This window comes from Paenibacillus xylanexedens, from assembly GCF_001908275.1.
GTDB classification, from domain to species: domain Bacteria; phylum Bacillota; class Bacilli; order Paenibacillales; family Paenibacillaceae; genus Paenibacillus; species Paenibacillus xylanexedens_A.
The window spans coordinates 5,820,420-5,833,172 of record NZ_CP018620.1; the positions used below are offsets into that span (position 1 = coordinate 5,820,420).

Here is a 12,753-nt window from a genome sequence, read left to right on the forward strand (position 1 = left end):
AAACGACTCTACCACTCTCATAAGGCGGTGTATTTTGATGAAAAATATTGTATCCATGCGCTGGCTGCTCGCCAGAATGTATGAACCGGATGTAGTTATTGCAGATTGCCGATTCTTGCTCGGTCAGCCGGAGGCTGGAAGACAATCCTATGAAGCTGGACATATTCCAGGGGCTGTCTATCTCGATTTGGAAAAAGATCTCTCCGCTCCTGTGTCTGCGCACGGAGGACGTCACCCGCTTCCTGATCCGGCTGTGCTCGCAAGTCGTCTCTCCAAAGCTGGCATCAGCTCCAATAGTCGGATTGTTGCTTATGACGATCAAGGCGGGATGAATGCATCTCGGCTATGGTGGCTGCTTCGCTACATGGGGCATGAGCAAGTGTATGTCATGGACGAAGGTTTCTCCGCTTGGCAAAATGCCAAGTTCCCGGTGACCGTGGATGTGCCCGTTCAGATCCCATCTTCCTTTGAGGTGAACGTACAGCCCGCGATGCTAGCAAGTGTTGAGGATATTCAGCAGGCTTCGGCAAGTGGCAGTGCCATGCTAATTGACTCCCGTGATGCTCGCCGTTATGCGGGTCTGGAGGAACCGATTGATGCCAAGGCCGGACATATTCCGGGTGCGGTGAATTATTTTTGGAAAGATGTGTTGGATTGGGATGGACGTTGGACAGATACCGGAGTGTTAGAAGAGCGTTTCAGTAAGCTGGACAAGGATGGCGCGATTATCGTGTATTGCGGTTCTGGCGTCTCGGCCTGCCCTAACGTGATTGCACTGGAAGAAGCGGGATATACAAATGTGAAGTTGTATTCAGGGAGCTGGAGCGACTGGATTAGTTATGATGAGAATCCGGTGGCTATAGGCGATGCGGATGTGCACAAAGACGTATAGCAGTGTATCGATGTTGAATACATCGCCAGGCGGCTTATCTGCCCCAGCGATGTATTTTTCTATGTTCGGAGTCAACATCAATTCAACAACACAACCCAGTAAGTATTTACAAGCATACAGAAGTAGAGATAAAGTGGCAGTTTTTTTGATTCATGATAACAAAAAAAACCGTGATGGACATCTGTCCACCACGGTTGAATAATGAAATCTATTATTACTTTTTACTTAACGATACATTTGCTGTTAACGTCTTGTCGATCGTCGTCCAGTTGACATAAGCGCCTAGTATTTCATTAATAACAGAAACCGGAACTACGGTTTCGCCATTTAAAAGCTTTGGTACGTTACTATTGAACACTAGTTTATCGTTAATTGAATACACATCTGAACCAATTTGAGCACTTATATTTTTCGTACCTAATTTTATTTGCGTTGTACGCGTCTTATTATCCCACATTACTGTACCGCCAAATAGCTCGGAAATTGTTCGAATCGGTACGTAGAATTCATTGTTATGAACAACCGGTTTGATTAACGTACCACCTACGTTCATTGCAACATCAACATATTCAAGGAAATCGGTCTTTCGAATGAGTCCATGAACCCCTTTTGTTCGGTCTACGACCTGAGATACTTCATAATCCGTTGCGGCCGATAGGTACGCATAAGCTACACTTCTATCCATATCAAGCTTATCAGATAAGAATTGAATCGATTCACGTACTGATTCTTTCATTGCTTCATCCAAATCAGGGTCCAGTCCAATTGGAATCCAATAATCCTCTGTTTCAGCAAAGGGTTGCGTGAATTCTCCACTATGTGGTAGTGATGGATCACCTTTCTTTAACACCGTTAACCGAACTGTCCCCCTTAAGGAAGCTTCCAATGCAGTTAACGCTACTTCCCCATCTCCTTGAGCAAAGTGTGGATCTCCAGTATAGAATAGCCCGCCTTTAACTTGAATCGGATAATAAATAGTTGCACCAACACCCAACTCATTAATATCCATATTCCCTCCTGTTTCAATAGGTGGGATAGAACTCACAACTTCACTGGTATTTGGTGCAACCCCCATAACACCTAGAAACGGGTTAATTGGGAAACGTACATTTTTGCCAGCTTTTGTTGGTAATACTCCATACCAAATGCCGTGGATTTCTTCAATAGGCGTAAATATAGATACATTATTATATAATTCCGGTTTTGTTGCGCTAGCTCCCTCTTGTGGGCCCGTATTTTCTGGAAATTCGTTAGGAAGGGCACCTTTACCATGGCGGTTAGAAATGACACCATATGGAACGCGAGTTTGCAACGAAAGGACTTCTACTTTAAGAACATCTCCTGGCTCTGCTCCCTCAACCGCTACTGGCCCAGTGATAATATGAGGTCCGTCTTTTACATAATCATGCTTAATCTCAGAAGCCGCAATTGCCTTCGCATCATCCAACACTCCATCGGGTGAGATACCGAATTTGCCGAAGTACTCCACTGGATTTCTCCCTTGATCCTCTATCAGTCCCTCATGCGATACCGTATCAAATGTTACAGCACTTCCTGATGGCACAGTAAGAAGCGGAGAGCTGTCTCGATTAGGCAGTGATCCCCAGCGAATGTTCTCAATCGCAGACGTTACATAATAATCACCTTCTACCTTATCAAGGGTTGTTGGTTGCAGTGGCATACTAAAGCCCACTGAAGGTAGAGCAAATGTAAACATACTTATAATCCCTACTGAAACTCCAAATTTCCTAATCGTTCGGTTAATAAACATTACGCTCCCCCTCTATAATATGTAATATTTTCTAACACAATAACATATAAATACATTTACAACAATATTTTTTGTTAACAAACATAACATTAACGAGCTACATTTCAAGAATAAACTTATAACTTTTAAAAAAACTGTAAATATACTTGCCACAACTAAGTCATGTAAAACTTAAATATATTTAGTTAACTTAAGGATCCTTCTTCAGAGATTTGAACAAACGAAATTAAGTTACAGGAAAACTATGTATGTCTTTGATGTTTATGAACCCGCCCCAGGAATACTACTGCACTCCGGTTCAGGCTTAATCACCTGTCTGCACGTGATTGCACTGGAAAAAGTGGGATACTCAAATGTGAAGTTGTATTCCGGAAGCAGGAGTGACTGGATTAGTTATGAGGAGAATCCGGTGGCTACTGGGGAAAAATAAACACAAAGAAGCCCACGTCAAACGTGGGCTTCTTTGTGTTTTCATTATATTCATGTAGCATTTTAGATGCTTACATTTTCGACTTCTGTCACGTTCAGATTCAGCCTATGTTTTCGGCATACTTCGTAAAAATCTTTTGAAACAATGGGTTTGAAGATATTTATATAATCCAGCATAAAAAATTCATGCTCGCCAATTCGCTCTTCATGAAGGCAGATTTGAGATACAACTTTGACGATCTTACGTGGAGGCTGTTGTACAGATGCCGCAATGACCGCTTTGCGCCCATATTCCGAACGTTCATAATCAAAAACATCCAAACGATCGAGTTGATGTGTAGTCCAATAGGTTTTTTCAACCGCACGACCGTCGTGGTAACAGACCGTTGTCGGAATAAACTGTGTGTTTGTTTTCGCTTCCTCCAACAGCGTTTTAAAACGATCTGATACGTGTCTCGTTCCTGTGATCGTCTCAAAATAATCTACGTTCAGGTTGCGTACCGTAGACAGTAGCTCAACCTCTGCTGTTGTCCCCTCGGGCAACGGATTCTCTATCGCCAAATAATTCATATCTAATTGGGGAGTGAAGGTTGTTCCGCCACTAATAAACCCTCTACGTGGATATTGAGATTCCAGAAAATAATAGTTCAAAGAATGATGTCTCCTTTCCAAATAAAGTGCCTTTCAATCAATTATACAGGTTAAACGGCCCCTCCAATTACTCCACGGTTTTAAGCAAGTTATCCACAATAAAATCAAGCTGTTTGTCTAACGAATAAATATCATTGTAGAAAAATAAACCAAAGCTCATCTCAATCAAACGTCCTTCTTTGACTGCGGGGATGTTATTCCAAATTGAATTGTCTGACAGATCAACCATTCCTTCAAAGGAAGAACGGAATATATAATCACCCACATATTCAGGTAATACTTCATAAGAAACGTCCTTGCTTGTCGCATCGTTTCTTGCGTTTTCAATTTCACGTTGCAAGACTTCAGGTGCTTTCATCCCTAAATATTGATAAATAATCTGCGACCCCCGGCCATAACCCAAGCCTGTCATTACAGCCATGGAACCTTTGTTGCTTTCCATAATTGTGACGGTTTTATCCAAGATACCTGCTTGTTCAAGTTTTTCCTTGCTTTGCTCAACCTTTTTGTGAAGGTTATCTAACATTTCCTGAGCTTGTCCCTCTTTACCCAGAATTTCTCCAAGCAAATTCATACGTTCTTCTACTGGCAGGTCATAAGGAATATATACTGTAGGGGCAATCATTTTAAGTCCTTCATATATTTCTTCATTGGTAACAATAATGAGATCGGGATTAAGCGCAGTTACTGCTTCCGGGTCCGGATTAAATGCTCCTAATGAGGTGGCACCTTCCAGCTCGCTCGCAAAAGCCGCACCTTCTTCTACAGAAGAGATCCCCACAGGATTAACGCCTAAAGCAAGCAAATCACCCATTAAATACAGGACAACTACTCGTTGTGGATTAACCGGTACTTCAATATCCCCTTTTAAGGTGGTTACAGTCTTCATTTGAGATTGTGTATCTGTATGGTTAGCGTTGTTGGCCGCTACCTGATTCGTTGGCTTCTGAGAACCTTCATTGGCTGCAGGACTTCCTACCCCACCAGTTGAACAAGCGCTGAGCAATAGGGTTAAACAAAGTAATAATGTGATAGCCAAGGGTGTCTTTCTACTTCTGTACATCAATAATTCCTCCTCAAATATATGCTGATTATGATAATCATTATCAATATATAAGGAAGTTAGATCCTGTACAATGCCTAATCGTGCCACAGTCGATGGTACATTAGGACTTTCATGCTGCTTTCGATAACGAATAGGTGCAATCCCCATATATTTTTTAAATATTTTAGCAAGATAATAACCATCCGGATAACCAACAGCCTTGGCAATTTCCTGTAAAGTAGCATCTGTAGTAAGCAGCAGTTCCTTCGCTTTGTTCATTCGATTTTGAATGACAAAATCAATCGGACTACAACCAGTCTGGCGTTTGAATAGCCTTGATAAATGACGTGGACTGCTGTCCATAAGCTCTGCTAACAAGTCCATTGTAATGGGTTCAGCGTAGTGTTCCTGCATATAGTATTTCATTTGCGCTACCAGATCTGGCTTTATTGTTGGCACGCGCCCATTGTGGATTTGCCATAACAACTCGTATACAAATTGATAAAATAATGACTTTACATGGAACTGTTCCAGTGCCTCTTGCTCTTCCCAAGCTGTCATCATGTATTGTACTTTGCTTAACAAGGAAACAGGCTGATCAGGTGCAAAGCCGTATTGAAGCTTGAAGGGATTACGGTGCTCCATCAAGGCCAGAATATCCTGACGCTCAGGTAGCGGGATGATGGCTTTGTAATAAATCATATAATATTCAAGGTCCTCTTCAACAGGCAAAATGTTCAGGCAACAGCCCTTCCCACCATGCAAAACATGGAATCGTGAGACCTGATGATCTTTTCCATCCAACCGTATAACAGCATTGCCACGCACCGTGTATAAGAAACAGCTCGCAGGGAATCGATAGGAGTGAAGTCCCTCCTTCCTTTGCATAGTTATATGGCGAATATCCATTATTTTAATAGATGCCTTGTTCCATAATAAAAGATGTTCATTGAAATGTAAGATGGCTTCCCAGCTCCTTAAAATCATTGGTCATATATAGTCAACAGAGAGTCAACTTGCATGCAAAATAGGGGCCGGATCACCCACTAACGTGAGTACCCGACCCCTTGCTTTGATATACATATGAATATTCAGACCTTAATCAACACTTTAACAGATCGAAAAGAAACAGTCTATATTTTTGGGAAAATATTCTATATATTTAGGTTGCTGGCCGGCAAAATACAGTTGAAACGGAGCTTAAGTCGATGATGTCCAACAACCATCTTACTCGTGAAGAATTACAGGATTATGTGCACAATGTATTTGGTGCCAGTTACCTCATAACGCAGAGCGCAAGAATACATGGAGGCGCACAAAAAGTCATTTACAAAATTGACTGCACTAATGGTTTCACTTGTATGCTGTACGTTTGGGATATTTCCAGCAACTATTTTCAGGAAGAGATCTTGAATGAACCCACTTTCCACAGTTCCTATGGCAGCGAACTTTTCTCTTTGAATACTCGCTTTCTCGCTCAACATGGAATCCGAACGCCGACCTTATATGATCTAAATAACGATAGAGACCAGCACTCTTATGATTTTGCTCTTGTTGAGTATGTGGATGGACAGAAAGCCGAAACCTATTTCAAGCATAAAAATCACAAAGATCGGGATGAGATGTTTCAACGGATCAGGGATATGTTGTCTAATATGCATGGAATCCAAAGAAATACTTATGGAAACGCCAACGATAACAGTAAAAAGGCTGGGCCTTGCTACCAAGTTCAGCGGTTGGATGCCGAAACAGCCTTATCCTATGCATCCAAACACATGACAGATATAAGGAAAAATGACGAAAGGTTGCTTGAGAAACTTTGCGAATTGGAAGCAGCCATTCAACCCAGAGATCTCTATAGTTTCATTCATGGAGAGTTAGGTCCGGATCATATATGGATAGATCATGCTATGCAACCATGCCTTATTGATATTGAGGGCGCAGGATTCTTCGATCTCGAATATGAGCATAGCTTTCTGGAGTTTCGATTTGGAGACTTTTATCACTACTTAAAAAATAATGATCTCGACCCGGAGCGGATGACATTTTATCAATTTTGCCATCATTTGTCCTTGATATCAGGAGGACTGAAACTGCTTCACAGACAATTCCCCGATCAGCAATTCGCTAGGGGTCTTGCAGAGTATCATGCCAGATGTGCAGTTCAGATGCTTACCTAAAAAGTTTAATTATGCTTCTCAATCAAACTGTGATAAGAGCCGTATACATGAATATGGATATAAGCCTGGAAGGAGATTTGAGCATGGAGTTTATTCACGAAGATGAAAAACTTGCAATTAGCGTTATTGAAGCCATTCACACTGGAGATATTCCAACGTTAGAGCAACTGCTGGCAGAGAATCCGGGATTGGCAAACATAAGAATATTGGAAAGAAAGCCTGACAACGTAGATGCAGACTCCAGTATCTCTCGAACGCTGCTGCACGTGGTGACGGATTGGCCGGGGCACTTCCCTAATGGAGCGGATGCCGTGCGAGTATTGACCAAGTTCGGTGCGGAAGTGAACGCTCCTTTTGTCGGTCCAAACATCGAGACACCTTTGCATTGGGCTGCAAGCTCCAATGACGTTCAAGTGCTCGATGCCCTTCTTGATGCTGGCGCAGACATTGAAACGCCTGGCGCGGTGATCGCCAGTGGCACGCCGCTGGACGATGCTATTGCTTTCGCACAATGGGATACAGCACGACGCTTGGTTGAGCGCGGTGCGATCTTTGCCCTTTGGCATGCGGCCGCCCTTGGAAATATTCACGCCATACAAGAACATTTTAAAGGAGCCAAACTCCCGGAACGTTATCCTTGGGGAACAAGCACCTCCCCTTCTCCTCCCGAAGCAGTAACCGTTGCCTTCTGGTGTGCTTGCCATGGAGGTCAAAGAGAAACAGCCGAATGCCTTCTTGACCAAGGCGCCGAACTGAACTGGATAGCCAGCTGGGATGGAATGACTCCACTGGATACAGCAAAACGTAATTTTTCATCCGAACTGATCCCGTGGCTTGAAAGTCAAGGTGCCAAATCCGCTAGCGAGATTCACAGGTAGATGAATAGCTAGCATGGAATTGCCAATCGCCAGCCGCTGCGAATACAGTTATGAGGAGAATATGGTGGCCACTGGGGAAGTGTAGAAGACTCCAACAATTATACACAACGAAAAGGACATCGCCACTTGAGCGATGTCCTTTTCGTTGTGGAGTGACCCTAGAAACGTGAGAGGCGACAAGGGTCTAATTCATTTCTTGATTTGCCATCAATAATTTCACTTGCAGCCAGATTCGCAATCAGCGGCGCCAGCGTAATTGCAGAATGCATTAGCGTCAGATAAAGTCCATTCATGTGATCATGGAAGCCCACAATCGGATAACCGTCTTCAGGCATGGGTCTCCATCCAACCTTTATGCTCTCCAGTTCCAATTGATTACCGTGCTTGAGACTGCGACGCAATGTGTCGTAAGCTCGCTTACCGACCGCCTGTGGTCCGTTTTCCTCCGACTCGTCGATATAATCTTCCGCAGCCAGCAGCGTATAATCTGTCAGTTGACGCGCTTCAAATTGCGCATTGGAGATTAATGTGTGTATCAGTTTATTAGCAGTTTTCATCCGAATCAGAATTGAAGGCGACGAAGTTATTGGCACGTGACAACCTAACGGGTTACAAAGTTCGGGTGTACCTGTTCCTGCGGCTAATACCACAACATCCGACTCCACAAAACCCTTGGATGTATGAACACCAACCAGACGGGAACCCTCTTGCTTCAGCTGTATGACGTTGGTGTCGAACTGAATCTTTGCTCCGTACTCTTGCGCTTTGCTCAACAACAGCTCCGTTACCGCTACAGGGTCCACCGCACCTTCTTCGCTGACAAACATGGCTTCATCCGGATATTCCTTCAGATTGGGCTCCAATGCCTCAAGCTGCTCCCGGTTTAATTTTTGAAAGTGTTGCTCCCTTAGAGGCGGAGTGTCCCAAGTTAGCGCGCCATGCCAATTAATTTTTAGTTCGGACAACTCTTGCTGAAGTGTGTGATATTCTTCCACAGCTGCATCGTACAAATGCCAGTATTCAGGAGCCACTCTATGCGTCGTATGTATCCAGGCAAATGACTTTTCCGTGACTTCACGTGCCGCGGCTGAGTGCCGTTCAATAACAGTTACATCTTGATTTCGTTTGGCTAGATGATAGGCCATACACGCCCCAACAATCCCTGCACCAATGATCACAATTTTTTGTTTATTCAAAAAAAACTCTCCCTTGTCACCCTATCACCCCAAGGAATCGATTTTCCGAGGTTCGGATGGGTTTGCTCCTTTTTCGTCTTCTTCGCTGTACAGCTTCTCCATATGCTGCATATGGCCGGCTCCCCAGTCGCTCATTGTCTGGAGCACAGGTTTCATGAGCTGTCCGTACTCCGTAATCGAGTATTCGACCTTAGGCGGAATTTGGGCATATACTTCGCGATGCACAATATCGTGATACTCCAGTTCTTTTAACTGCTGGGTCAGCATTTTTTTTGAAATATCCGGAATGGCTTTTTGTAATTCGCTGAACCGCATTGTACCGTTGCTCAGCAGTCGTAGAAGAATCAAAGATTTCCATTTACCCGTGAGGATATCCAAGGCCGTTCCGAATTTGCAATATACCGTCATTCTTATTCCTCACTTTCTGATCATACCCGGGTATACTTTTGGTTACCTTGTTAGGTTTAAGTGCCTACTTCCAGATTGGGCCTTCTCACTTTAGTATAGAGGCAGATATTAAAATCGAGCAAGTGAGGGGATAAGAAAAGATGAATGTAACGTTATGGATCGTGCAAATCATATTGGCCCTAGGTTTCATATATTCAGGATGGATGAAAACCATTCGTATCGAGTCGTCAAAAAAGACCTGGGCCTGGGTCAATGATGTGCCAAAAAGTCTAGTTATTTTGATCGGAATCGCGGAGCTACTCGGAGCGCTGGGCCTTGTTTTGCCTTGGGCGCTGAACATCACTCCGGTGCTTACACCTATCGCCGCAATCGCTTTGGCTGTTGTCACCCTGTTCGGGATGCTGTTTCATGTTTGGCGTAAAGAGTACCGGGAGCTCGGCGTAAATATCTTTTTTATAGTTCTGGCATTGATCGTAGCCTTTGGAAGACTGTAAAGGAAACGGTGAAGTACAAATCCAAAAAAAACTCAAAAGTGGATGGACAGGTGATGAGAGTGGGGATTCTGTTTTTGAAGGTCCTATCTGGGATAACCCCCTGCTGTCCAGAACAATCACGTTTATCGTGAGGAAAGCCGTGGCTTCGTGTTTAGTGACCCAATTTCGTTGGAAGCCCAACTTAAATTTGTCGTAGACAGCCTAACCAAAACAGAGTGAAGTTTAGTAGATCACGGTAGGTACGAGGCGGGGAGCAATCCTCGTCTTTTTATGTTTTTGTATAGTCCTTATCTTTCATTTGAAGAGAGTTTGAAAACAAAAGCACACACATAAACAGGGACCTCTCACCATGTTGGCGAGGGTCCCTGTCTTTAAACTTGTTATATAGCCCAGTTTCCGTTAAGTGATGGTAAGGCCGCCGCTTGCATATCCAGCTACGGTTGTAGCCACATCAATTCCGGCTGTTACTGATGCTGAGAACACCATAAGCAGGCGGTCACCGGCAGATACCGGAATACTCAGTCCTGTAGTCACTCCGCTGGATATTGTGCCCAGTGCCAAAATGCCGGTCAGTGGAGGAGCTAAGGTTACCAATGCACCCGGTACAGCTGTAAAGGAGTTATTAGGTGTAGTGGATCGGAATAATTGTGCAGTTAAGGTTACTGTAGATCCAACCAAACTAAGTCCGGCTGTTGTGCTGAAATAAGCGGCCAGTGAAGTAATCGTTCCTGCACGCGATGCGGAGAAAGCAAAGTTAAGCAATGTGCCTGCAGCGCCTGTGAGATCAATAATTCCTCCGTTAACACTTACTCCGGTAGCACTGTTGCCAAAACCAACTAAACTGGAAGTATTCAAAAGTCCACCCAAAACTGTAGTCAAGACAACTGGAAGTCCTGATGCATAAGGAATAATTGTTCCAGAACCTGTCGCACCCGTGGCCCCGGTTGTACCTGTTGTACCAGTCACTCCTGTTACTCCAGTTGTACCTGTCGCTCCTGTTACTCCAGTTGTACCTGCTGTGCCTGTCACTCCTGTTGCTCCGGTTGTACCTGCTGCGCCTGTTGCTCCCGTTGCTCCGGTTGTACCTGCTGCGCCTGTCACTCCTGTTGCTCCGGTTGTACCTGCTGTGCCTGTTGCTCCCGTTACTCCCGTTGTACCTGCTGCGCCTGTTGCTCCTGTTACTCCCGTTGTACCTGCTGTGCCTGTCGCTCCTGTTACTCCAGTTGTTCCCGCTGCGCCTGTCGCACCGGTTACACCCGTTGTACCTGGCGTGCCTGTCGCTCCCGTTACTCCCGTTGTACCTGGCGTGCCTGTCGCTCCCGTTACTCCGGTTGTCCCTGCTGCGCCTGTTGCTCCCGTTACTCCGGTTGTCCCTGCTGCGCCTGTTGCTCCCGTTACTCCCGTTGTCCCTGCTGTACCTGTTGCTCCCGTTACTCCCGTTGTCCCTGCTGTACCTGTTGCTCCCGTTACTCCCGTTGTCCCTGCTGTGCCTGTTGCTCCCGTTACTCCGGTTGTACCCGCTGTGCCTGTTGCTCCCGTTACTCCGGTTGTCCCTGCTGTACCTGTCGCTCCCGTTACTCCGGTTGTCCCTGCTGTACCTGTTGCTCCCGTTGCTCCGGTTGCACCTGTGACTCCCGTGACTCCCGTGATGCCTGGGATTTCACCCAGCAATTCGGAAGAAACCAAACGATGGGCTGTTACCAAAGCGCCTGTGCTGCTCTTACCCCATACGGATACTTGAACAGGATCATTAACCGTCGCTGTTGTTGTAAAAGTAAACTCGAAGGCATCTAAATTGGCAAAATAGTTGTTGGTTACTATTTGATTGGGTGCAAGGTCGAAAGTCTCACTGACATACAGAACTCTCATTCCACCACTCATGTAATACCCTTGTATTTGTATGGTTGAGGTAGTCACATCACTGCGGTTATCAATTTTAACTGTAACTGTCTGAGTCGGCCTTACACCGCTAACAGCATTATTTTCTATTGGCCCTGTTGATAAAAAGCTCATCGCTACATCTCCTCTTTTGGGGATTTTTGATCTCCTAGATGTCATTAACTGTTTTTTCGTGCTCCACCACCCGGTGTGCATCTACCAATTGCCCAGAGGCTTGTTTGCCCCACACTGAAATCCCTACTTCCTCCACACCTTCCACGTCTGTTCCAAAAACAAACTCAAAAGCATCTAAATCTGCAAAATAAGTTTTGGTCACTGCTTCATTAGGAGCAATACTGATCACTTCACTCACATACAGCGTTCTTGTTGTGCTTAGCACATAACCCTGAATGGACACTGTTACAGAATCCACCTCAGCCCGACTTGCCAATCTAATCGTTACCTGTTGGGTCGGTCTAACCCCGGAAACCGGATTGTTTTCAATCGGTCCAGTTGACAAAACAGCCATTTTCCCATCCCACCTTTATGAACCTCTGACTCTAGCAGTATTTGGCATAAGCTCACTCGATAGTAATATTCAAACACTCAACCAACGGTGTGGACAAAACACAGGGGGCACCCCACCATTATCAATACACAACAACCTTCTGCGCTCTTTAGCTACACAAAAACAGGGATATGTACAGCAAAGAGAAGAAACTTGCAAAGCCAAAGTTGGTCAGCAAGTAATCGAGTATTTTGTTATATAACCCGGATCGATTCCAGAAAAAAAACGAAATGACCATTCCCCCGGTAGATTCCAGGGAAACGGTCACAGCTTAAGACTTCTCTATTTGCTATCTATTTGATGGGGCGGATAAAGCTGTGCTTGAAAATGTAGTCTTATAGAATACGAGATCGTATTTTACCA

Annotated in this window: 11 protein-coding genes; 4 read left to right on the top strand and 7 right to left on the bottom strand. The window is 44.6% G+C overall.

Annotation, left to right across the window (positions count from 1 at the left end):
- Positions 1–37 precede the first annotated feature (37 nt).
- Positions 38–892, top strand: a complete 855-nt coding sequence (locus BS614_RS25450) for a sulfurtransferase (RefSeq protein ID WP_074095981.1) — start codon at positions 38–40, stop codon at positions 890–892.
- 214 nt (positions 893–1,106) lie between these two features.
- On the opposite strand, the gene BS614_RS25455 is transcribed toward BS614_RS25450, so the two are convergent.
- The 3 genes from BS614_RS25455 to BS614_RS25465 form a co-directional block, all read right to left on the bottom strand.
- Positions 1,107–2,663 (bottom strand): acetamidase/formamidase family protein, encoded by a 1,557-nt coding sequence (locus BS614_RS25455; RefSeq protein WP_084174730.1) that lies wholly within the window; start codon positions 2,661–2,663, stop codon positions 1,107–1,109.
- 492 nt (positions 2,664–3,155) lie between these two features.
- Positions 3,156–3,743, bottom strand: a complete 588-nt coding sequence (locus tag BS614_RS25460; RefSeq protein WP_074095982.1) for an imm11 family protein — start codon at positions 3,741–3,743, stop codon at positions 3,156–3,158.
- Between the two features lie 67 nt (positions 3,744–3,810).
- Positions 3,811–5,592, bottom strand: coding sequence for an AraC family transcriptional regulator (locus BS614_RS25465; protein WP_244898195.1), 1,782 nt, complete (start codon positions 5,590–5,592; stop codon positions 3,811–3,813).
- A gap of 605 nt (positions 5,593–6,197) precedes the next feature.
- Here BS614_RS25465 and BS614_RS25470 point away from each other — a divergent pair.
- Both BS614_RS25470 and BS614_RS25475 read left to right on the top strand, forming a co-directional pair.
- Entirely contained in the window at positions 6,198–6,968 is a 771-nt protein-coding gene (locus BS614_RS25470) for a phosphotransferase (RefSeq protein WP_342351876.1), read from the top strand.
- Positions 6,969–7,015: 47 nt separating this feature from the next.
- Positions 7,016–7,846, top strand: a complete 831-nt coding sequence (locus BS614_RS25475; protein ID WP_244898196.1) for an ankyrin repeat domain-containing protein — start codon at positions 7,016–7,018, stop codon at positions 7,844–7,846.
- A gap of 158 nt (positions 7,847–8,004) precedes the next feature.
- On the opposite strand, the gene BS614_RS25480 is transcribed toward BS614_RS25475, so the two are convergent.
- Together BS614_RS25480 and BS614_RS25485 are read right to left on the bottom strand one after the other, a co-directional pair.
- On the bottom strand, positions 8,005–9,042 hold the full coding sequence (locus BS614_RS25480; RefSeq protein WP_074095986.1) for an NAD(P)/FAD-dependent oxidoreductase: 1,038 nt from the start codon (positions 9,040–9,042) through the stop codon (positions 8,005–8,007).
- A 24-nt stretch (positions 9,043–9,066) separates the two neighbouring features.
- Positions 9,067–9,450: a winged helix-turn-helix transcriptional regulator gene (locus BS614_RS25485; RefSeq protein WP_074095987.1), complete on the bottom strand. Its 384-nt coding sequence runs from the start codon at positions 9,448–9,450 to the stop codon at positions 9,067–9,069.
- 140 nt (positions 9,451–9,590) lie between these two features.
- Between BS614_RS25485 and BS614_RS25490 the strand changes: the two genes are divergently transcribed.
- A complete protein-coding gene (locus BS614_RS25490) occupies positions 9,591–9,944 on the top strand; it encodes a DoxX family protein (RefSeq protein ID WP_074095988.1) in 354 nt (117 codons plus the stop codon).
- Positions 9,945–10,343: 399 nt separating this feature from the next.
- Here BS614_RS25490 and BS614_RS25495 read toward each other — a convergent pair whose 3' ends face one another.
- Positions 10,344–11,957 carry an exosporium glycoprotein BclB-related protein gene (locus tag BS614_RS25495; protein WP_074095989.1) on the bottom strand — a complete coding sequence of 538 codons (1,614 nt, stop codon included), beginning with the start codon at positions 11,955–11,957 and terminating at the stop codon, positions 10,344–10,346.
- Positions 11,958–11,991: 34 nt separating this feature from the next.
- Positions 11,992–12,351 (bottom strand): hypothetical protein, encoded by a 360-nt coding sequence (locus BS614_RS25500; RefSeq protein WP_074095990.1) that lies wholly within the window; start codon positions 12,349–12,351, stop codon positions 11,992–11,994.
- Positions 12,352–12,753 lie beyond the last annotated feature (402 nt).

Bases quoted from the DNA above. Each gene is read 5' to 3' on its own strand.
- BS614_RS25475 (WP_244898196.1), top strand. From the start codon at position 7,016: ATGAATATGGATATAAGCCTGGAAGGAGATTTGAGCATGGAGTTTATT.
- BS614_RS25500 (WP_074095990.1), bottom strand. From the start codon at position 12,351: ATGGCTGTTTTGTCAACTGGACCGATTGAAAACAATCCGGTTTCCGGG.
- BS614_RS25455 (WP_084174730.1), bottom strand. From the start codon at position 2,663: ATGTTTATTAACCGAACGATTAGGAAATTTGGAGTTTCAGTAGGGATT.
- BS614_RS25495 (WP_074095989.1), bottom strand. From the start codon at position 11,957: ATGAGCTTTTTATCAACAGGGCCAATAGAAAATAATGCTGTTAGCGGT.
- BS614_RS25490 (WP_074095988.1), top strand. From the start codon at position 9,591: ATGAATGTAACGTTATGGATCGTGCAAATCATATTGGCCCTAGGTTTC.
- BS614_RS25485 (WP_074095987.1), bottom strand. From the start codon at position 9,450: ATGACGGTATATTGCAAATTCGGAACGGCCTTGGATATCCTCACGGGT.
- BS614_RS25450 (WP_074095981.1), top strand. From the start codon at position 38: ATGAAAAATATTGTATCCATGCGCTGGCTGCTCGCCAGAATGTATGAA.